Consider the following 18,107-nt stretch of genomic DNA (forward strand, 5'->3'; position numbering starts at 1 on the left):
GCCCCGGTGCCGTCACCGGCCGCCGCGCACCCGCCCATGGCTGACCTCCGACACATCCTCGTGAGACGGCTGAGCCCCTGCCCGGGGCCTGTCCGCGCGTGGCCGGCCCCGCACTACGGGTCGGCCCCGGCCGCCGGGAAGTTCCCGGAACCGGGCGGGGCGTGGGACGGCGGGGTGGGCACGGTGCGCGGGCACCGCCGCACGGGGGCGCCGGACGGGAGCCCGGCGTTCCCGTGGCAACGGTCCGCCCTCAGCGGTCGTCCGGCGCATCCGTTCTCCGGCGGGCCTGCCGTTCGGCCTCGATGAGCACGGCGAGCAGGCAGGCCCTGGCCCGCGCCACCCGGGAACGCACCGTGCCGATCGGGCAGCCCAGGATGCGGGCCGCCTCCTCGTAGGGCACGCCGAACAGTTGGGTCAGCACGAAGGCGTGGCGGCGCTCGTAGGGGAGGGCCGCCAGCAACTGGGTCAGCGCGATGCCGTCCTCGAAGCCCGGCAGGCCGCGCGGCTGGGTGCGCTCGATCACGGTCTGCCAGTCCTCCCAGTCGGAGAGCCGGGGGCGGGCCGAGGCGCTCCGCAGACTGTCCGCCACCGTGTGGCGGGCGATGGACAGCATCCAGGTGCGGGCGGAGGAGCGGCCCTCGAACCGGTGCAGGCTGCGCAGCGCCCGCAGAAACGTTTCCTGGACGAGGTCGTCGGCCAGCCGCGGGTCGCCCGAGAGATGGGCCACGAAGCGCCGCATGTCCCGGTAGAGAGCCCGGACGAAGGCGTCCACCGCGACCGGGTCGCCCGAGCGGGCGGCCAGGGCGAGCCGGGTGACGGCGTCGTCGACGGCGGCGGGCCGGTGCCGGGCGGGCAGCCGGGGGCGTCGGAAGGTCACAGCCGTGGCAGGTGTCATCGGTACACCAAGTCCTTCGTGTCACCGGACGCGGACGCACGAAGGACGTACGAAGGACGCGCGGGGGGACCGCGCCCGTGGGAGGTCCGGCCCGTGGGGTGGCGGGCCGAGTGCCGCTGCCGGAGTGGGAGTTCGGCGGCGGGAACCGGCTGTCAGAGGACAGCGGAACCGGCCGGCGGCCCCCGTGTGGTCACGATGCGCGGGGCGGCGCGGCGCCGCCACCGACGGGCCCGGGGGACTCCCGCCGGACAGCGCCGCCGGGCGGCGAACGGCGCGCGGCGCAGCAGGCGCAGCGGGGCCAGCAGCCACGCGCCCGCGGCCCGGGTGAGGCGGAAGACGGCGCGTTCCCCGTGCGCCAGCCACAGGCCGGACGCCAGTGCGGCGGCGAGGTGCGCGAGGGCCATGCCGGGCCCGGCAGACGCGGGGTCCTGGTGCCCGGCGTGCGCCGTGCCGTGGGCGCCGCCCGCCGCCGTGGTCAGGGAGAACGCCTGGTGCAGCGCCAGTTGTGCGGCCACCGTGGCCGACAGCACCACCGGGACACCGCGTTCGCGTCCGGTGAGGAACCAGGTCGCGCCGCCGGTCGCGGGCAGCGCGAGGGCGAGCGCCCACCACGGCAACGGCTGCCCCGAGGCGTGGACGTGGCCGGCCGCGGCGAGCAGCACGCACAGGGCCGCGAACATCGCGGCCCTCAACACCCTGCTCGGTCGGCTCCCGGCTCTGCCCATGGCGGCTCATCCTCGCATCGGTACGGGGATTGAGGGAGGCCCGCGAACGGACGAATTTCCGCGCGGCCGGCGTCATTCACGAAAGACCGCAGGCAGACGGTGGCACACCGCGGATCCCCTGCGGAACTGACGGAACCTCAGGGCTCCGGAAAAGAAAAGGACAACGGTTTCCCGCTGATGAGTCGGCTGCGGAGCCCATCTGGTTCCCCGCCCGGGCCAATTGATGGAGCTGATTTCTGAGCGTTTTGCCGAACGAAGCCATGGGCACCATGCAGATGCTTATCGGGTCGCATTCTCATGGAATCCGGGGGTGGGCGCCCCCTCTCCCCGCACGGTGCCGAGCGGCCATCCATCCCATCCCGTACCGCTCTCCGGAGAGGTAGCGACGACATGCAATGGTACGAGGACGAGGCGTTCTGGTCGGATTTCTCCAGCACCATGTTCTCGGAGCGAAGACGGGACGAGATGGCCCGCCTGGTGGCCACCTCACCCCTTCTCCGGTTCGGGGAACACGAGCGTCTGCTCGACCTGTGCTGCGGGCCCGGGATATTCCTCGTCCCGCTCGCCGCCCGGGGATATTCGGTGACCGGCGTCGATTTGAGCGCGCTCATGCTGGAACGGGCGAGGGAGGCCGCCGCCGGCGCCGGCGTACGGGCCCGGCTGATCCAGGGCGACATGCTGACCCACCGCGAGCCCGGCACCTACGACGCGGTGCTCAATCTCTTCACCTCCTTCGGCTATTTCGAGCGGCACGAGGACAACACCCGCGTGCTGCGCAACGCCTTCGACTCGCTGCTGCCCGGCGGACGGCTGCTGATCGACGTCATGGGCAAGGAAGTGCTCGCCGGATGGATCGGCCGGCCCCAACTCGTCCCACTCGACGACGGGTACGTGATCCAGCGCGACACGATCCTCGACGACTGGCGGCGGCTGCGCACCGACTGGACCCTGGTCCGGGCAGGCACGGCCCGGGAGGCGTCGATCAGTTGCTGGCTCTACAGCGCGGCCGAACTGTCGGCCATGTTCGAGGCGGCCGGCTTCACGGACGTCGAGTGCTTCGGCGGCTTCGACGCCACCCCGTACGACCAGCGCGCCCAACGGCTCATCGTGCGCGGCGTCCGGCCCACGGACCGGTGACCGTCATGCGCCCGCACCCGCGCCCGCAGCCGGAAGCGGCCCCCGCCCCCGCCCCCGTTCACGAGCACGTCACCGACGCCGTCAAGGCCCCCGACCTGATCCGGCTCGCCCCGCACACCGTGCTGGCCCGCTTCGAGACCCTCAAGGTGTACGCGGCGCTGGGCGCCGTCCGCACCCTGCTGGAACGCGGCACGATCACCCCCGGACAGACCCTGATCGACAGCTCCAGCGGCATCTACGCGCTGGCCCTGGCCATGGCCTGCCACCGCTACGGGCTGCGCTGCCACATCGTCGCCTCCACGACCGTCGACGCCACCCTGCGCACCCAGTTGGAGATCCTGGGCGTCACCGTCGACCAGATGCCGCCCTCCCAGGACCTGCGCCTGGACCAGGAACGCCGGGTGCGCCGGGTACGCGAACTCCTCATCGGCCACCCGGACATGCACTGGATGCGCCAGTACCACGACGCCATCCACTACGCCGGCTACCGCGAGTTCGCGGATCTGGTCAGCTCCGCGCTGCCCGGCCCCGAACTGACCGTCGTGGGCGCGGTGGGCACCGGGGCCTCCACCGCCGGACTCGTCCTGCCGCTGCGCCGGCGCGGCGTCTCCGTACGGCTGGTCGGCCTCCAGCCCTTCGGCAGCGTCACCTTCGGCAGCGACCGCTTCCAGGACCCGGAGGCGATCATCGCCGGGATCGGCAGCGCCATCCCGTTCGGCAACGTACGGCACGAGCTGTACGACACGCTGCACTGGATCGACTTCCGGCACGCCACCGCCGGCGCCGTCGCCCTGCTGCGCGACCACGCGGTCTTCGCCGGCCTGTCCACCGGCGCCGCCTACCTCACCGCCACCTGGGAGGCCGGGCGCCACCCCGAGCAGACCTACCTGGTCATCGGCCCCGACACCGGCCACCGCTACACCGAGCGGGCCTTCGCCCGCCACCGGGAGATCCCGGAGGCCCGCACCCTCAAACCCCACCAGATCACCGATCTGGCCGACCTCGTACCGCCCTGGTCGGTCATGGAGTGGCGGCGCCGACGCCACGACGAGGAGAACCCGTCATGACCATCGCCGCACTCGAACTGCTCACCTTCGGCCTCGGCGGACTGGTCCGGGCCGCCGGGAACGCAGGACACCGGCTGTTTCTGCTCACCCGGGACCGCACCGTCTACCGGCACGAACTCGCCCGGCTGCCGGCGGACGCGCTGGACATCGTGGACATCGACACGCTCGACACCGCCGCCTGCACCGCCGTCCTGCGCGGCGTCCCCGACCTCGGGGGGCTGATCAACGCGACCGACACCTTCGGTGTCCCCGGGGCCGACATCGCCGCCGCGCTCGGACTGCCCGGCCCCGACCCGGCCGCCGTCCGCCTGGTCCGTGACAAGCACCGGGTGCGTACGGTCCTGAGCGAACGGGGCCTGAGCCGGGTGCGGGCCGTACGGGTCGCTGCCGATCCGTCCGCCGCGCCGGAGGTCCTGCGGGAGGTCGGACTGCCGGCCGTGCTCAAGGACACCGCCGGCACCTCCTCGCGGGGTGTATGGCCGGTACGCGACGCACCGGCGCTCCACGCCGCCCTCACCGCGGCGTCCCGCACCCCGCTCAAGGGGGGCCTGCTGGCCGAGACGCTGCTGGCGGGTCCGGTCTACAGCGCCGAAACGCTCAGCTGGGACGGGCACACCCGACTGCTGGGGGTGTGCAGCCGGCAGATGTCGCCCGAACCCGCCGTCCGTGAGGAGGCCGCCGCCTTTCCCGTCGCCCTCCCCGCCGGCGGCCACGCGCGGATCGAGACCTGGGTGGGCGGACTGCTGGCCGCCGTGGGCCACGACCGCGGCTTCGCGCACGTGGAGTTCGTCCTCACCGGCGACGGGCCCGAACTCGTCGAGATCAACCGCCGCATCGGCGGCGCGCTGGTCGGCGAGGCCCTGAGCCGCCGGCTGGGCACCAACGTCCAGGAGGCGGAGATCGACACCGCCCTCGGCCGCCGCCCGCGGCTGCTGGACACCGCCCCCGGCTCCGCCCCCGGCTCCGCCCCTGGCTCCGCCCCTGGCTCCGGCCCCGCCTCCGGGTTCGTCCTCGTCTACGCCCCGCGCGCCGGAACGCTCGCCGGCTGGGCCGGGCTCGACGGCCTCGACACCTTCCCCGGCGCCCCGCGCTGGTACCCGACCATGGCGCCGGGGGATCGCGTGGAGCACCTGAACGACCAGCGCGCCTGTACCGGGATCCTGCTGACCGAGGGCGCCACCGCCGAGCTGGCCCTCCACCGGGCCCACAGCGCGGCCGGAAGCGTGCACCCGATCGTCGAACCGTAACGCCGGACTCGTGGCCGTGGACCCGGCCGCGCCCGGCGGCCGGGATCAGCCCTCGACGACCCGGACCACGTACTTCCCCCGCACGCCCCCCGCCTCCAGCGCGCGGTGAGCCGCCGCCGTCTCCTCCAGCGGGAAGACGGTGTCCACGGCCGGGCTGAGTTTCCCCTCGGCCACCAGGCGGGCCACGGTGTCGAAATCCTCGCGCCGGGGGTTGCCGCTGAAGGCACGCACCCGGCGGCGCCCGTGGACGGTACTGGCGGCGATGTAGCCGACCGAGGCGAGCAGGCGCTTCGGATCGGGGGTGATCGTCACCATGCGCCCCCCGGGCTTCAGCAGGCGCCGGAAGGCCCGCAGTTCGGTGCCCGCCGTGTCGAGGACCACGTCGTAGGAGCCCAGGTCCACCGGTGCGACGCTCCGGTGGTGCAGGGCGTGCCGGGCCCCGAGCGTGCGGACGAAGTCCAGGTTGGCGGCGCGGGCCAGGCCCGTGACCTCGGCCCCGTACGCCGTGCCGAGCTGGACGGCGGTGCTGCCGACGCCGCCCGCAGCCCCGCGCACGAGCAGCCGTTCGCCAGGACGCAGCGCGGCCTTGTCGCGCAGCGCGGTGACGGCGGTGGTGGCGATCGGCAGCGCGGCGGCGGCGACCAGGTCCAGTCCCTCCGGCACCCGGCCGACCCGGTCGGCCGGCACCGCCACGTACTCGGCGGCGCTGCCGAACCCGGAGGCCCGGCCCACGATGCCCCACACCCGGTCGCCGACCGCGACCCCCGTCGCGCCGGTGCCGAGTGCGGCGACCTCACCGGTGAAATCGAGCCCGACGCGCTGCGGGAACCTCCTGCCGGTGAGGAGCCGGTACGTTCCCGAACGGGTCGCCGGATCCGCACCGTTGACGCTGAACGCGTGCACCCGCACCAGCACCTCGCCGGGTGCCGCCTCGGGGCGTGGCACCCGGCCCACGTACAACACCTCGGGACCGCCGAAGCGGTCGAACAGCACTGCTTTCATCGTGCGGTCGTTCATCGTCGCTCTCACCTTCGCCAGTCAGCGGCCGTCCGGGGATCGGCACCGACGGTAGGCTCACAAACGGACGACATCGTCCGTTTACCCCGGAGGTGAGAGACAGCGATGGGGGATTCCTCTCGGATGACGGGCCCGGGTCCGGGCGCGCTGCGGGCCGACGCGCGGCGCAACCGCGAGCGTGTCCTCGCCGCGGCCCGCGCGGTCTTCGCGGAGCACGGGATCGACGCGCCGATGGCAACCGTCGCCCGACGGGCCGGGGTCGGGGTGGCGACGCTGTACCGGCGCTTCCCGACCCGTGACGCCCTGGTGCGCGCCGCGTTCGCGCGGCAGATGGAGACCTGCGCCGGGGCACTCACCGAGGCGATGGCCGACCCCGACCCGTGGCGCGGTTTCCAGCGGCTGGTGGAGACGGTCTGCGCGCTTCAGCGGGAGGAGAAGGGGTTCCCGGCCGCGTTCCTTGCGGCCTTCCCGGACAGCGCCGGGGCACACCTGCGGGCCCGCGAACAGGCCGAGCGGGACGTCGTCGCACTGATCCGCAGGGCCCAGGCGGCGGGCGCGCTCCGGGCCGACTTCCACCCGTCCGACCTCGTCCTGGCCCTGATGTCCCACTGCGCTCTGGTGACGGCCCTGCCGCACGACCGTTCGGCGTCCCGGCGCCTGGTGGCGTATCTGCTCCAGTCCTTCCGCGCCGAGTCGGCCCACGCCCAGCTGCCCCGGCCGGCTTCGCTGTCCCTGCGCGACCTCCCGATCACCGCCGCCCGCCCCGGGGAACGGCGGACCGCGCCCTCGTGATCCGGTGGCCGGGCGCCGCGCGCCGCTCCCGGACGTCGGGAACCCGGGTGCGCCCCGTCCAGGGAGAACGTGTCCTGGCTGCTCGCCCGCCGCCGCCGGAAGGTGGTGCACAGCACGGCACGAGCGGTGGACCACACGGAGGAGCGAGCACATGGAACGGAAGAGTCGGCGCGGATTCGTTTCCCTCGCGGCGGTCACAGGTGGCCTGTTGCTCACCGGCCCACCGGCCGCGGCGAGCCCGCGCCCCGACGAAGCACCGGACGGCTCCCGCACGTCGGGCCGTGAACGCGTGAACAAGGCGCTGGTGCTCAGGGCGTTCGCGCGACAGAACAACGGCGGCAGCTTCTACGAGATCCTGGACGAGAGCGTTCTGTGGACGGTGGTGAACGGACGGACCTACCGTGGCAAGCGGGAGTTCCTGGACGAGGGGTCGGCGCCCATCCTGACGCGACTGGCGACGTACCTGCACATGACGCCCCAGAACCTGTGGGCCGACGGCGACACGGTCATCGCCCGCTTCGAAGGAAACGCGACGGCCCTCGACGGGCTGCCGTACCGCAACGAGTACTGCTGGGTGCTGACCCTGCGCGGGAACGCGGTGGTGCGGGCGTACGCGTACCTGGACATGGTCGCCGTCGGGGAACTCATCGACCGGGTCCCGGAACCGGGCCCGACCGCGCGCGGGCAGAACTGAGGACCGCCACCGCCAGGGCATCAGCCGGTCCTGCGGGCCGCCCCGGCGGGCCCACCCCCGACGGGTGACCGCGCACGCGGTCCGGCCGTCAGGCGGCCCGGCGCGCGGTGGCGAGTGCCGCGTCCGTGTCCGCCGTGGCCAGCAGGGCGTTGATGTGCGCGCCGGCGAGGGCGCCGGCCGCCGCGGCGGCACCGACCTGGGCGGTGAGGTCGGTGGCGTTGCCGGCTACCCACACCCCCGGCACGTCGGTGGCGCCGGCTGTGCCGGAGGCGAAGCGGCGGCCCGTACCGCCCGGCAGGTCCTCCAGCGGCAGCCCCAGCCCGTCAAGTCCCTCCGTCCTGGCCCACGTCCGGCTCGCGACGGCGAGGATCTCGCGGGCCACGAACGTTCCGTCCGCCGTGCGCACCCCCGCGATGCCGCCGTCGTCGCCGGTGACGACCTCCCGCACCGGGGCGTCGACGACACGGATGCGGCGGGCGGCGAAGCGCGCACGCGTGTCCTCCTCCAGCGGCAGACCGCGGGTGAAGTAGGTCAGGTCTGCGGTCAGCTGACGGAACAGCAGCGCGTGGTGGACCGAGGCAGGACCGGTGGCGAGGACACCGATGGGCCGGTCGCGCACCTCCCAGCCGTGGCAGTAGGGGCAGTGCACCACGTCGTGTCCCCAGTGCCGGGCGAGGCCGGGCACCTCGGGCAGCTCGTCCCGCAGACCGGTGGCCACCAGCAGGCGGCGTGCCGTCACCCGCCGGCCGTCGGCCAGGGTGACGGTGAAGCGCGGATCGCCGGTGCTCGACGGGGCGGCGGGCGCGGCCGAGGCCACCTCGCCGCGGACGACCAGACCGCCGTAGTGGCGCACCTGCTCCCGGCCCCGTTCCAGGATGTCCCCCGGCGCCATGCCGTCGAGGACGAGGAAGCCGTGCATCGCCTCGGCGGGGGCGTTGCGGGGGGTGCCGCTGTCGATCACGACGACCGTTCGGCGGGACCGGGCGAGCATGAGCGCGCCGTTCAGCCCCGCCGCTCCGCCGCCGATCACCACGACATCGACGGACTCGGCGGGCAGCGCGTCGCTCACAAAGGCGTCGGTCGCGAGAGGCATGGCTCGTCACCCTTCTGTGGGGTGGGCCGGGCGTTCCGGGCCACCGCACCCGACGCTACGCACAGTTTGCTGTCTCCGCATAACATGTTGCCCATGACGCAAGAAGATGGCGACTTGGACGGCCTCGTACGCAAGCGGATCCGCGCCCTGCGGGTCGCGCAGGGCTGGTCACTGGAGGAGCTGGCCACCCGCGCGAACATCAGCCAGTCGTCGTTGAGCCGCATCGAGAACGGCCGGCGCCGTCTCGCCCTGGATCAGCTGGTCACGCTGGCCCGCGCGCTGGACACCACGCTCGACCAGCTCGTCGAGAACGCGGCCGACGATGTCGTCATCAGCCCGATGATCGATGGCACCCACGGTCTCATGCGCTGGCCCATCAGGGGCGTGCCCGACATGAGTGTCGTACGCCAGCGGCTGACCGAACCGCCCCCCGACAATCCCGCCCGGATGCGCGCCCACCCCGGCCGTGAGTGGCTCGTCGTGCTGTCCGGCACGGCGATTCTCATGCTCGGTCACCGGCGCTTCCGCGTCGAGACCCATCAGGCGGCGGAGTTTCCGACGATGATGCCGCACGCGATCGGCACCGAGGGGAAACCCTCCGAGATCCTGGGCATCTTCGACCGGGACGCCCGCCGCGGTCATCAGGGCGGCGGGCATCAGGCGGACGGGGGCGAGGGCGCCGGCCCGCGGCCCCGCGCGTGACTCCCGGGTCACCGCCGAGGGCCCGCCGAGGCTGACACCTTGCGTTCCGGGCCACGATCCCGCCCCGGATCTTGCGTTATACGCAAGCGTTCGTGCTGACCGCGCATGGCGCCCCTAGCGTGGGTGCCATGACCCCAACACACCCGCATCCTTCCCACGGCGCCGAGCACCACGCCCACCACGCCCACCACGGCACCGATGGCAACGACGGCCAGGCGGAGATCCTCGACCTCGACGCCGAGGTGCTGTCCGGGCACACCGCCTCGGTGATCGCCCGGCTCCCGCTGACGTCCGCCCCGGACCGGATCGTGGATCTGGGCTGCGGCACCGGAGCCGGCACTTTCGCGCTCCTGGACCGCTTCCCCGGGGCGCGGGTGACCGCCGTCGACGCGTCGGCCGGCCATCTCCAGCAGCTGCGCGAGCGGGCGGACGCCCTCGGAACCGGCGGGCGCGTCCGCACCGTACGGGCCGACCTCGACGCCCCCGACCCGCCGGACCTCGGCACCCCCGACCTGGTGTGGGCTTCGGCCTCCCTGCACCACTTGGCCCATCCGGACGCCGTCCTGCGCACCGTTCACCGGACGCTCGCCCCCGGCGGCCTGCTCGCCGTCGTCGAGCCGGCCGGCTTCCCGCGTTTCCTGCCCGTGGACGCGCCCGCGGACCGCCCCGGCCTGGAGGAGCGCCTCCACGCCCTCGCCGACGGACTCCACGCCGAGCGGGTGCCACACCGCGGCGCCGACTGGGGGCCGCTGCTCACCACCGCCGGGTTCACCGTCGAGGACACCCGCACGATCGCCCTCGATGTCCCGGCCGCCCCCGGCGACGCGATCGGCCGTTACGCCCTCGCCGCGCTGCGGCGCGTGCGCGCCACCGTCGCCGGAACGCTCGGCGCCGAGGACCTCGACGCGCTCGACCGGCTGCTCGACCTCACCGGCCCGCAGAGCATTCTCCGGCGCGCGGACCTGGCGCTGCGCACCGAACGGACGATCTGGGCCGCCCGCCGTCCCTGAACCCGGCGCCCGGGCCACGCGCGCCGAGAGCCACACCTGCGCGCGGGCACGTACCCCCGAACCCGCAGCCGCACCCACGCCACCGTGACCCGCCACCCCGCGATGACGCACGGCACCACCACCGAAGGAGCATCCCCATGGCCGAACCCCCGATCCGCTCCGGCCGGAGCACACCCGCCGACCACGGCGTCTGGCGCCGGGAGCGCTGGGAGGAGATCGCCGGAACCCACGGCAAGGCCCAGGTCGTCGCCAACGCCGGCATCACCGGCCACGCCCCCCACACGCTCCCGGGCGTGCCCGGCACGTGGCGTACCGGCGGGAGCGGAGCGCTGACCGTGACGGCGACCGCCACCGTCTGGCACCACGACGGGAAGGGCGAGGAGACCATCGAGGAGAACGTCGAGGGGATGCGGCGCCGCATCGGCTCCATCGCGTCGATGCGCTACGAGATCACCCGCCAGCTCTCCGCGCCCGGCGAGGTCCTCCAGCAGCACCTCGTGCACGTCGCCACCACGGACGGCGCGCACGGTCAGGTGCACGCCGCCGTCCACTTCGGGTTCGACGACGCCGGACTGATCACCCGCATCGAGGAGTACGCGCACTTCGTTCCCGCCGGCCGGGAGGAGTGAGACGGGGCGCGGGTGCGCGCGGCTCCTCCCGGAACCGCGCGTACCCGCACCGGCGTTCCGTCCGCCCCGGGCTCAGGGAGTCCGCGCCCCGATGTCCACGATCCGCTCGAAGAAGAACTCGTGCTTGAGGAAAGAGACGTCGTACTCGTGCCCCGGGTACGGCGGGATCAACTGCGCCGCCTGGATCAGCCGCCAGCCGTCCCGCAGGGCCGCCAGCCCCGTCCCGTACGGTGGCTCGTCGCTGTCGCCGGTGGTCGGCGACGTCCGGCCGGTGCCGTCGTACAGCGACCAGCCGATGACGTCCGAGTCCAGGGCCGAGGTGGCCAGATAGAGCACGAGAACCTTCTGCCGCAGTCCCGCGGCCGATGCGGCCGACGTGGCCGTATCGGCCTCCCGGGTCGTTTCCTGTGTCATGCCGACTCCCTCCGGGGGCGGTTGGAGACCCTGGTCACCCAGTGGTCGAGATCGAACCCGTCGTCGCCCGTCAACGCGCGCCACAGCAGGATGCGGTTGTACCGCTCCAGACGGCCGGTCGCCGGTTCGTACCAGGGGAAGACGGCGTCCAGTTCGGTGGCCACCCGCGGATCGTCCAGGTCCGAGGTGTCCCACAGCCGCCGCTGCCGTACGGTCGGGTTGAAGCGGATCTTGAACATGTAGCGCGCCGTGTCACTGTCGTTGCGCCGGCCGCCGTGCCACAGGCCGTGGTGCAGAAACACCACCGTGCCGGCCGGGCAGACGAGCCGGTCCTGCCCGCGCAGGTTCTGGTAGCGGCCGGTGTCGGACTCGTTGATCCGGCGCAGATGACTGCCCGGCACGCTGAGCGTGCCGCCCATCTCCAGCGACACGGCCTGCGGGAAGTACATCAACTGCACGTCGAAGGCGTCGGGACGGACGTCGATGATGGCGTCTCCGTGCAGGGGCTGGGCCTGCCCGCCGTGCGGCTCGCGGATGTGGACGAAGTGGTGGTCCACCGTGGGCTCCGGCCCCACCAGGCTGTGCAGGGCCCCGGCGATCAGGGGCAGTTCCAGCAGCTTGCGGGCGAAGGAGTCGGCGGCGTAGGCGGTGGACAGCGGCGTGCCGTAGGGCACCGGGGGTATGTCGGCGGCCAGCGCCGCCAGTCCCTCGGTGTTCATCTCCGGTGGAACCACGGCGTCGAGCCGCAGTGATCCGCGCGCGACGAAGCGCGCCATCTGGACCGAGCTGAGCAGTCCCTCTCTGTTCCCCATGACGGCCACGCTAGGCGCGAGGGGCCCGCCCCGCGTGGGCCGCGTTCACCCTCCGCTGGTCCATTCTCACCACTGACCGAGCACGGTCGCGACCTGGCCGGTTGGGGGATCGCGTGCTGGAATCGGTGCCATGCGTACGGCCTTCGCCCATCTCGCCGAGCCTCCGGCTCTCGCCGCCGTCGGCATCGGGGTGCACGGCCCGGCCGGCCGGGTGGACGAGTTCCTGCTGCCGGATCTGTGGCAGCTCCATCTGTACGGCTACGCGGCGGACCTGACCGTCAACGGTACGGCGCACGTGATCCGGCCCGGACGGGTGAGTCTGGTGCCGCCGGGGACGCAGGTCCGGTACCGCTACCGGGGCCGCTCCGAGCACCTGTACGCGCACCTCCGGCTGGGCACCGCCGGCGCGCCCCGGGAGGTGCCGGTGATCCAGGACACGGGGGCCGAACTCGCGGCCCTCACGGCACAACTGCGCCAGGCCGTGGCCGCCTGGCCGGACACTCCGCAGCGGGCGGCGGCGGAAGTGTGGTCCGCGCTGTGGCGGGTGGCCGAGCTGGTTCCGCCCCGGGACGGGGCCCCGCGCTCCGCCCACCCGGCGGTGAGCGCGGCGGTGCGGCTGATCGAGGCAGGGCTGGCCGGCCCGTTGGCGGTGCCCGCGATCGCGCGGGCGGTGGGTGTCTCGCACAACCACCTGACCCGTTTGTTCCGCGCCGCCACCGGCACGACGGTCGTCGGCTACATCCGCGCCCGCCGCATGGCACGCGCCCGTCACTTCCTGCAAGCCACCACGATGTCGATCTCCGCCGTCGCGCCCTCCGTCGGCATCCCGGACCTCCAGGCGTTCAACAAGGCCTGCCGCCGCGAACTCGGCGCCGGGCCGCGCGACATCCGGGCCGGACGGTCCAGCCCCCGCACGCCCGCCGCCCGGAGCACCGCCCGCGCCGGCCTCAGCGCACCCGGGCGGGCGGCGCCTCCCGCTCCTGCCGCGCCCAGCGGCCCGGAGTGCGGCCGGACTCCTTGACGAACGCGGCCACGAGCACCGGGGGAGGGGCCGCTGGTGCCCCACATCGGCGCGTCCCCGGGGGCGACGGCGACGGATCAGGCGCCGCGCGCCCGCAGAATGCCCTCGACGCCCCGCAGGAAGGTCTCGCAGAGCAGCTTCGTGTCGAAGAGGCAGCCGGCGGCCATGGCACCGTCCCGGAGCATGACCAGATGCCGGCCGTCCTCCTCGGCGGGTGCGTCACCGACCTGTGCCAGCAGGCCCGTGACGGTGTCCAGGAACCACTGGCGATGCGCCAGAACCGCCTGATGGATGGGGTGGGCGGGGTCGGGATACTCGGCCACCGCGTTGAGGAACGCGCAGCCGCGGAACGCCGGGCCCTGGATGCCGTCGGTGATGGACCGGCACACCGCGCGGACCGCGTCGGCCGGTGACGGCTCGCCCGTCCGGGCGGTCTCCACCTCTGCCCGGATGCCCCGGTCGGCCAGGTCGAGGTAGGCGAGGACGAGTTCTTCCTTGCCGGCGAAGTGCCGGTAGAGCGTGGCGCGCGTGACCTGGGCTTCCGCGATGATCCGGTCGACGCCGACGGCGTGGATCCCCTCGGCGTAGAAGATCCTGGTCGCCGTGCCGAGCAGCCGGGCCCGCGCCGCCGACGTGCTGCCGCCTCCTGTGCCCTCCCTCATGCGGCCACACTATCCCATCGCTGAGGGAGAACGTTCGGTCTTGACAGAAGTCGCCGGCGCCCTCTTGGATGGCGCGAGACCGAACGTTCTCCCTCAGCGCTCATTTCTCCGCAGACAGGGACAGGAACCCCCGATGACTCAGGCGACCGACACCCACCCGCTCCCGCTGGACCGCCCGTCCACGGACACCTCCGCCAGCACCGCGACCGCCGCGACCACCGGCGTTTCCACGGCCCTGCGCAAGCTGTACTTCCTGCGGTTCGCGTTCGCCGCCGCGTGGGCCGCGCTGCTGTTCGCGACCGCCGACACACTCGGCGCCCTCACCGCCACCCTGCTGGTGATCTACCCCCTGTTCGACGTCGCGTGCGCCGTCGTCGACATCAGGTCGGCCCGCGCGAACGGCCAACCCCTGCGGGCCCTCTACGTGAACGTCGGGCTCAGCGCCGTCACCACGGCCGGCCTCGCCGTCGCCGCCACCTCCGGCATCCCCGCCGTCCTGCGGGTCTGGGGGGCCTGGGCGATCACCGCGGGCCTCGTCCAGCTCATCGTGGGCGCCGTCCGCCGCGGGATGGGCGGGCAGTGGGCCATGATCGCCAGCGGGGGAATCTCCACCCTCGCGGGCACCTCGTTCATCCTCCAGGCGGGCCAGGACAGCGCTTCCCTGACCAGCCTGGCCGGCTACGCCTTCCTCGGCGGCGTCTTCTTCCTCGTTTCCGCCCTCCGTCTGGGGCGCGCCCGTACGACGGCGTGACCCGCGCCTTCCGGCACCGCAGGTGGCACGGCTCGCATCCTCACGAAGACCGCGGGCCGGGCCGCGCGTGCGGTTCCCGCCCGGGCAGCCCGTCAGCTGAGGGCGGGTCGCGTGAGGTCGAGGGGGAGCAGGTTCCGCCAGTCGTTGACACACACGGCGGTCATGCCGTCGAAGCGCACCTCGATGAACGGGTTCGAACTCCACATCACGGCCACCCACCGCAACGAGCGGTCGGCGTCGAGACGAGCGAGGTAACCGACGTTGCCCATCCCGCTGCCGCCGCCGGACAGCCACCCCGATCCGTCCGGCAGCGGGCTCTCGAAACAGGGGTCCGCCTCGGTCGTCCCCTCCTCCTCGACGATCCGGGCGACGTCGACCGGGCCGCCCAGCCGGAAGGGGATCGGCCGACCGGCATCCGGGTGGTACGCCCCGGGCCCCTCCACCCGGACGGCCAGGCCGGTGTCGTCGGGCCGGTACAGCGCGTCCCCGTACGGCATCTCACCGGCGCCCCACAACCGCAGGACCAGCCCCATACCGCGCACCTCCGAGTGAGGGGACGGCTGCGTCGCGCCGCCACAGGTGATCAGAGGGTACGAGAGCCGACCCGGCACGGGCCGGTCGGTGACCGTGTCACGCCGGGAGGCAGGTCTGCTAACAGGCTGTTTCCCGTCCGATCGCACGGAGTACGTCGGCAAGCCACACCAGGTGGTGGGCCACCGCCCGGGGGCGGACTGATGGCCGGCCATGTCGGCAGTGCCCACTCTCGCCGCCCCGGCGCCGAAGACCATCACGCCGAGACCGCCGCCACCGTACGCAGGCGTTACGCTCCCCGCCCGTCGATCTTGCAGCGGGCCCGACCGGGACCTGGTCCGGCCGGACGGGGCCGCACCGCCGTCCCGGTTCACACCGCCCGTGGACGTTCCCCGACCGGGGCCGGGCCGGGGGCCGCCGACCCGGCTCGGCGCGCCGCCAGGCCGAAGGCCGACCCGGCGGCACAGGAACAGGCCGCCCAGCACGAGCCATCGCGTGGCGCCCCGTCCCCCGGGCGCCCCGTCCCCCTGGGCCGCGGAGGTTTCGGACACCGCTCACGGGTTACCCGGCGCGGCGCAACGGCGGCCCGTGGGGGCCGCTGCCCGGAGCGGTGAGAGGAGCGACGCGGTGCCAGCCGGTTCGAACGCGAAAGAGGAACGTCAGTACGAGCACATCAGGAAGGGCCAGCGGAAGCGCGGCGCCTCCGAAGGGCGTGCCGAGGAGATCGCCGCCCGGACCGTCAACAAACAGCGCGCCCGGGCCGGTGAGACGAGGACGGCGAGCAAGACGTCCACACGTGACCCCAAGTCCGCCTACCGGCGCGGGGGAGAGCGGTCGCACGAGGGGGCGCAGGGGCCGACCAGGGATCAGCTCTACGCCGAGGCCCGCAAGAAGAACATCGACGGCCGCTCGACCATGAACAAAGCGGAACTGCGCAAGGCCCTGGGCCGCTGACCCTCCACCCGTGCGGGCGGGGGCCGGACACCGAGCCGACGCGAAGGAGCATCCCATGGCTGACAAGTCACGCGGTGACGACGTGTATCAGCCGCCGGAGGACGACGGCCGGTTGCCGCCGAACGAGCAGCCCGACATGGAGAACACCCTCGATGAGCGGGACCTCGACGACCAGATGGCCGAGGGATACTCCCCTCCCGAACGGCCCCTGGCGGTCGACGCGTTCGGGACCACGGACGAGGAGGAGCACGAGGGGGAGTCCCTGGACCGGCGGCTCGCCCGCGAGAGGCCCGAGGTGACGCCGGGCGACGACAACGGCATCGGTGACGTTCCGCAGGGCGAGGGGGAGCCCCGGGAGGAGATCCGCGGTGAGGAGCGCGCCGGCCGGCTCGTGGCGGTGGACGACACCACCGGGCGGCAGACCGATGTCTTCGGCGAGGACGTCGGGATCGACGGCGGCGCGGCCTCGGCGGAGGAGGCGTCCGTGCACATCACGCACGAATCCGTCGGCGGCTCGGAGGAGGAGGCGCGGGACGAGGCCGAGCCGGACATCTGACCGGCTGCCGAGGACGAGCGCAACTGCCCTGCGGCGGACCGGCGTCGGGCAGCATGGTGGGGTGCTGATACGCAGAGGAACACCCCTCGCGCCCCTGGGGCCGGGGGCGGGCGAGGACCCCGTACTGGAGTACGCCCTGAACGAGCTGGACTGGTACGCGCGGGTACGGGACCGGGCCCGCGTCCGGCACCGCGGCACCGAGCTGAGCGCCCTGGTCACCGGCGCCGCCACCGTGGTCGCGGCGGGTGTGCAGGCGCCGGCGGCGGTCACCGCCACCCTCGCCGGGCTGACGCTCTTCATCGGCGGCTTCCGCCAGCTCTTCAACGACCTGGAGCGCTACGTCCTGGCCGCCGAGGCGTGGACCAGGCTGCGGCTGGCCACCCAGCGCTACCGGCTGCTCCCGGAGGCGGAACGGGACGAGGCCGCCCGCCGGCTGCTGCTGGAACAGGTCGAGACGGTGGCGACCGCCGAACTCCAGGGCTGGGCCGGCGCCCACCGCGCGGCACCGCCCGCGCTCCGGGCCCCGGACCAAGCCCCGTGACGTGGGGTGTTGCGGGTCTTCGGGGCGCGGAGCGCCGTCCCGGTCTGCTGTTAAGCTCCTGACCATGCCCGCCCCGCCTTCCTCACCATCGGGTCGTGCCGCGCCCTCGTCCCAGCGAGGGCTGCTGACCGAGCGCATCGCACGGCAGCTTGAGCACGAGATCCGGTCCGGGGAGATCGCCGCCGGGGTGAAACTGCCGTCGGAGCGCGAACTCGCCGAGCAGTTCGCCGCCAGCCGCAACGTGGTGCGCGAGGCGCTGCGGCGTCTTGAGGCGCAGCATCTGATCGAGGTGGCGCCGGGCCGGGGCTCGTTCGTCAGTGAGCAGAACGCCGGGCAGGCCAGCAGCTACGACGCCCTGTACCGGGCGGGCCGCCCCACCGCGCGGCACCTCATCGAGGCGCGCATCCCGCTGGAGGTCGAGATCGTGGGTCTCGCCGTGGAGCGGGCCACCGCGGCCGACCTGGACGCGATGCGCCGGGCCAACGAGAAGCTGCTGCGGGCGACCGACGTCGTGCACAAGGCGCGGGCCGACCTCGACTTCCACGACGCGATCGCGGCCGCCAGCGGCAACCCCGTCCTGCGCATCATGCTGTCGTCGATCGGCGGGATGATGTTCGAGATGATGCTGCGCTCGAACTCCGATCCGTCGATCGGGGAGCCCGGTGTGCCGCACCACCCCGAGATCTTCGAGGCGATCGAGGCCGGGGACGTCGAGCTGGCCCGGTCGCGGATGCGGGAGCACCTCACGCTGGGGCTGCGCACCTACGGCGCGGACCTCGATGTCAGCCTGGACGTCATGGCGCGCCAGCACATCGAGACACTCATGCGGCAGTCCCGGGACGCCCCCTAGCTCCGAC

The 18,107-nt window shown here is 73.6% G+C and carries 22 protein-coding genes; 14 read left to right on the top strand and 8 right to left on the bottom strand.

The features are described from left to right. Positions 1–250 precede the first annotated feature (250 nt). Positions 251–895 carry a sigma-70 family RNA polymerase sigma factor gene (locus ACTFAP_RS27350; RefSeq protein ID WP_495682789.1) on the bottom strand — a complete coding sequence of 215 codons (645 nt, stop codon included), beginning with the start codon at positions 893–895 and terminating at the stop codon, positions 251–253. Between the two features lie 152 nt (positions 896–1,047). Beyond that, complete coding sequence (locus ACTFAP_RS27355) at positions 1,048–1,575, bottom strand: hypothetical protein (protein ID WP_500467691.1); 528 nt, start codon at positions 1,573–1,575, stop codon at positions 1,048–1,050. A gap of 435 nt (positions 1,576–2,010) precedes the next feature. Between ACTFAP_RS27355 and ACTFAP_RS27360 the strand changes: the two genes are divergently transcribed. From ACTFAP_RS27360 to ACTFAP_RS27370, 3 genes are read left to right on the top strand one after another with little or no spacing between them, the layout of a single operon-like run. Continuing rightward, the gene (locus ACTFAP_RS27360; RefSeq protein WP_500467692.1) at positions 2,011–2,757 is read left to right on the top strand and encodes a class I SAM-dependent methyltransferase; all 747 of its coding nucleotides are present in this window, start codon (positions 2,011–2,013) and stop codon (positions 2,755–2,757) included. Between the two features lie 5 nt (positions 2,758–2,762). Beyond that, positions 2,763–3,824: a pyridoxal-phosphate dependent enzyme gene (locus tag ACTFAP_RS27365; protein ID WP_500467693.1), complete on the top strand. Its 1,062-nt coding sequence runs from the start codon at positions 2,763–2,765 to the stop codon at positions 3,822–3,824. Continuing rightward, entirely contained in the window at positions 3,821–5,071 is a 1,251-nt protein-coding gene (locus ACTFAP_RS27370) for an ATP-grasp domain-containing protein (RefSeq protein WP_500467694.1), read from the top strand. The genes ACTFAP_RS27365 and ACTFAP_RS27370 overlap by 4 nt, the downstream gene beginning before the upstream one ends. 45 nt (positions 5,072–5,116) lie before the next feature. On the opposite strand, the gene ACTFAP_RS27375 is transcribed toward ACTFAP_RS27370, so the two are convergent. Next, positions 5,117–6,088, bottom strand: a complete 972-nt coding sequence (locus ACTFAP_RS27375) for an NAD(P)-dependent alcohol dehydrogenase (protein WP_500467695.1) — start codon at positions 6,086–6,088, stop codon at positions 5,117–5,119. A 105-nt stretch (positions 6,089–6,193) separates the two neighbouring features. Between ACTFAP_RS27375 and ACTFAP_RS27380 the strand changes: the two genes are divergently transcribed. Both ACTFAP_RS27380 and ACTFAP_RS27385 read left to right on the top strand, forming a co-directional pair. Further along, the gene (locus tag ACTFAP_RS27380) at positions 6,194–6,880 is read left to right on the top strand and encodes a TetR/AcrR family transcriptional regulator (protein WP_500467696.1); all 687 of its coding nucleotides are present in this window, start codon (positions 6,194–6,196) and stop codon (positions 6,878–6,880) included. A gap of 151 nt (positions 6,881–7,031) precedes the next feature. Next, entirely contained in the window at positions 7,032–7,574 is a 543-nt protein-coding gene (locus ACTFAP_RS27385; protein ID WP_500467697.1) for a nuclear transport factor 2 family protein, read from the top strand. A gap of 88 nt (positions 7,575–7,662) precedes the next feature. On the opposite strand, the gene ACTFAP_RS27390 is transcribed toward ACTFAP_RS27385, so the two are convergent. Then, on the bottom strand, positions 7,663–8,667 hold the full coding sequence (locus ACTFAP_RS27390) for an NAD(P)/FAD-dependent oxidoreductase (RefSeq protein ID WP_500467698.1): 1,005 nt from the start codon (positions 8,665–8,667) through the stop codon (positions 7,663–7,665). A 93-nt stretch (positions 8,668–8,760) separates the two neighbouring features. Here ACTFAP_RS27390 and ACTFAP_RS27395 point away from each other — a divergent pair, with 93 nt between their 5' ends. The 3 genes from ACTFAP_RS27395 to ACTFAP_RS27405 all read left to right on the top strand — a co-directional run bounded on the left by ACTFAP_RS27395 (position 8,761) and on the right by ACTFAP_RS27405 (position 11,008). After that, on the top strand, positions 8,761–9,369 hold the full coding sequence (locus tag ACTFAP_RS27395) for a helix-turn-helix domain-containing protein (RefSeq protein ID WP_436977647.1): 609 nt from the start codon (positions 8,761–8,763) through the stop codon (positions 9,367–9,369). A gap of 128 nt (positions 9,370–9,497) precedes the next feature. Further along, complete coding sequence (locus ACTFAP_RS27400) at positions 9,498–10,379, top strand: class I SAM-dependent methyltransferase (RefSeq protein ID WP_500467699.1); 882 nt, start codon at positions 9,498–9,500, stop codon at positions 10,377–10,379. A 137-nt stretch (positions 10,380–10,516) separates the two neighbouring features. Continuing rightward, positions 10,517–11,008, top strand: coding sequence for a hypothetical protein (locus ACTFAP_RS27405; protein WP_500467700.1), 492 nt, complete (start codon positions 10,517–10,519; stop codon positions 11,006–11,008). 72 nt (positions 11,009–11,080) lie between these two features. Here ACTFAP_RS27405 and ACTFAP_RS27410 read toward each other — a convergent pair whose 3' ends face one another. Next, positions 11,081–11,362 carry a hypothetical protein gene (locus ACTFAP_RS27410; protein WP_495685025.1) on the bottom strand — a complete coding sequence of 94 codons (282 nt, stop codon included), beginning with the start codon at positions 11,360–11,362 and terminating at the stop codon, positions 11,081–11,083. Between the two features lie 56 nt (positions 11,363–11,418). Beyond that, positions 11,419–12,234, bottom strand: a complete 816-nt coding sequence (locus tag ACTFAP_RS27415; RefSeq protein ID WP_500467701.1) for a phytanoyl-CoA dioxygenase family protein — start codon at positions 12,232–12,234, stop codon at positions 11,419–11,421. A 130-nt stretch (positions 12,235–12,364) separates the two neighbouring features. Between ACTFAP_RS27415 and ACTFAP_RS27420 the strand changes: the two genes are divergently transcribed. After that, positions 12,365–13,255 (top strand): helix-turn-helix domain-containing protein, encoded by an 891-nt coding sequence (locus ACTFAP_RS27420; protein ID WP_500467702.1) that lies wholly within the window; start codon positions 12,365–12,367, stop codon positions 13,253–13,255. A 77-nt stretch (positions 13,256–13,332) separates the two neighbouring features. Here ACTFAP_RS27420 and ACTFAP_RS27425 read toward each other — a convergent pair whose 3' ends face one another. After that, positions 13,333–13,917, bottom strand: coding sequence for a TetR/AcrR family transcriptional regulator (locus tag ACTFAP_RS27425; RefSeq protein ID WP_500467703.1), 585 nt, complete (start codon positions 13,915–13,917; stop codon positions 13,333–13,335). 133 nt (positions 13,918–14,050) lie between these two features. Between ACTFAP_RS27425 and ACTFAP_RS27430 the strand changes: the two genes are divergently transcribed. Further along, entirely contained in the window at positions 14,051–14,668 is a 618-nt protein-coding gene (locus ACTFAP_RS27430) for a hypothetical protein (RefSeq protein WP_500467704.1), read from the top strand. 92 nt (positions 14,669–14,760) lie between these two features. On the opposite strand, the gene ACTFAP_RS27435 is transcribed toward ACTFAP_RS27430, so the two are convergent. After that, on the bottom strand, positions 14,761–15,201 hold the full coding sequence (locus ACTFAP_RS27435; RefSeq protein ID WP_500467705.1) for a hypothetical protein: 441 nt from the start codon (positions 15,199–15,201) through the stop codon (positions 14,761–14,763). Positions 15,202–15,826: 625 nt separating this feature from the next. Between ACTFAP_RS27435 and ACTFAP_RS27440 the strand changes: the two genes are divergently transcribed. The 4 genes from ACTFAP_RS27440 (at position 15,827) to ACTFAP_RS27455 (ending at position 18,100) form a co-directional block, all read left to right on the top strand. Next, positions 15,827–16,153, top strand: a complete 327-nt coding sequence (locus ACTFAP_RS27440) for a plasmid stabilization protein (protein ID WP_495682806.1) — start codon at positions 15,827–15,829, stop codon at positions 16,151–16,153. Positions 16,154–16,208: 55 nt separating this feature from the next. Beyond that, positions 16,209–16,709 (top strand): DUF5709 domain-containing protein, encoded by a 501-nt coding sequence (locus tag ACTFAP_RS27445; RefSeq protein WP_495682807.1) that lies wholly within the window; start codon positions 16,209–16,211, stop codon positions 16,707–16,709. A gap of 61 nt (positions 16,710–16,770) precedes the next feature. After that, the gene (locus ACTFAP_RS27450) at positions 16,771–17,250 is read left to right on the top strand and encodes a DUF4231 domain-containing protein (protein ID WP_500467706.1); all 480 of its coding nucleotides are present in this window, start codon (positions 16,771–16,773) and stop codon (positions 17,248–17,250) included. 64 nt (positions 17,251–17,314) lie between these two features. Further along, positions 17,315–18,100 (top strand): FCD domain-containing protein, encoded by a 786-nt coding sequence (locus tag ACTFAP_RS27455; protein ID WP_495682809.1) that lies wholly within the window; start codon positions 17,315–17,317, stop codon positions 18,098–18,100. The last annotated feature ends 7 nt before the right edge of the window (positions 18,101–18,107 follow it).

The sequence above is a fragment of the Streptomyces sp. PH9007 genome (assembly GCF_059813725.1).

What these genes read in the sequence shown, in the direction of transcription:
- ACTFAP_RS27350 (WP_495682789.1), bottom strand. Translation starts at nt 895, where the DNA reads ATGACACCTGCCACGGCTGTGACCTTCCGACGCCCCCGGCTGCCCGCC.
- ACTFAP_RS27355 (WP_500467691.1), bottom strand. Translation starts at nt 1,575, where the DNA reads ATGTTCGCGGCCCTGTGCGTGCTGCTCGCCGCGGCCGGCCACGTCCAC.
- ACTFAP_RS27360 (WP_500467692.1), top strand. Translation starts at nt 2,011, where the DNA reads ATGCAATGGTACGAGGACGAGGCGTTCTGGTCGGATTTCTCCAGCACC.
- ACTFAP_RS27365 (WP_500467693.1), top strand. Translation starts at nt 2,763, where the DNA reads ATGCGCCCGCACCCGCGCCCGCAGCCGGAAGCGGCCCCCGCCCCCGCC.
- ACTFAP_RS27370 (WP_500467694.1), top strand. Translation starts at nt 3,821, where the DNA reads ATGACCATCGCCGCACTCGAACTGCTCACCTTCGGCCTCGGCGGACTG.
- ACTFAP_RS27375 (WP_500467695.1), bottom strand. Translation starts at nt 6,088, where the DNA reads ATGAACGACCGCACGATGAAAGCAGTGCTGTTCGACCGCTTCGGCGGT.
- ACTFAP_RS27380 (WP_500467696.1), top strand. Translation starts at nt 6,194, where the DNA reads ATGGGGGATTCCTCTCGGATGACGGGCCCGGGTCCGGGCGCGCTGCGG.
- ACTFAP_RS27385 (WP_500467697.1), top strand. Translation starts at nt 7,032, where the DNA reads ATGGAACGGAAGAGTCGGCGCGGATTCGTTTCCCTCGCGGCGGTCACA.
- ACTFAP_RS27390 (WP_500467698.1), bottom strand. Translation starts at nt 8,667, where the DNA reads ATGCCTCTCGCGACCGACGCCTTTGTGAGCGACGCGCTGCCCGCCGAG.
- ACTFAP_RS27395 (WP_436977647.1), top strand. Translation starts at nt 8,761, where the DNA reads ATGACGCAAGAAGATGGCGACTTGGACGGCCTCGTACGCAAGCGGATC.
- ACTFAP_RS27400 (WP_500467699.1), top strand. Translation starts at nt 9,498, where the DNA reads ATGACCCCAACACACCCGCATCCTTCCCACGGCGCCGAGCACCACGCC.
- ACTFAP_RS27405 (WP_500467700.1), top strand. Translation starts at nt 10,517, where the DNA reads ATGGCCGAACCCCCGATCCGCTCCGGCCGGAGCACACCCGCCGACCAC.
- ACTFAP_RS27415 (WP_500467701.1), bottom strand. Translation starts at nt 12,234, where the DNA reads ATGGGGAACAGAGAGGGACTGCTCAGCTCGGTCCAGATGGCGCGCTTC.
- ACTFAP_RS27420 (WP_500467702.1), top strand. Translation starts at nt 12,365, where the DNA reads ATGCGTACGGCCTTCGCCCATCTCGCCGAGCCTCCGGCTCTCGCCGCC.
- ACTFAP_RS27425 (WP_500467703.1), bottom strand. Translation starts at nt 13,917, where the DNA reads ATGAGGGAGGGCACAGGAGGCGGCAGCACGTCGGCGGCGCGGGCCCGG.
- ACTFAP_RS27430 (WP_500467704.1), top strand. Translation starts at nt 14,051, where the DNA reads ATGACTCAGGCGACCGACACCCACCCGCTCCCGCTGGACCGCCCGTCC.
- ACTFAP_RS27435 (WP_500467705.1), bottom strand. Translation starts at nt 15,201, where the DNA reads ATGGGGCTGGTCCTGCGGTTGTGGGGCGCCGGTGAGATGCCGTACGGG.
- ACTFAP_RS27445 (WP_495682807.1), top strand. Translation starts at nt 16,209, where the DNA reads ATGGCTGACAAGTCACGCGGTGACGACGTGTATCAGCCGCCGGAGGAC.
- ACTFAP_RS27455 (WP_495682809.1), top strand. Translation starts at nt 17,315, where the DNA reads ATGCCCGCCCCGCCTTCCTCACCATCGGGTCGTGCCGCGCCCTCGTCC.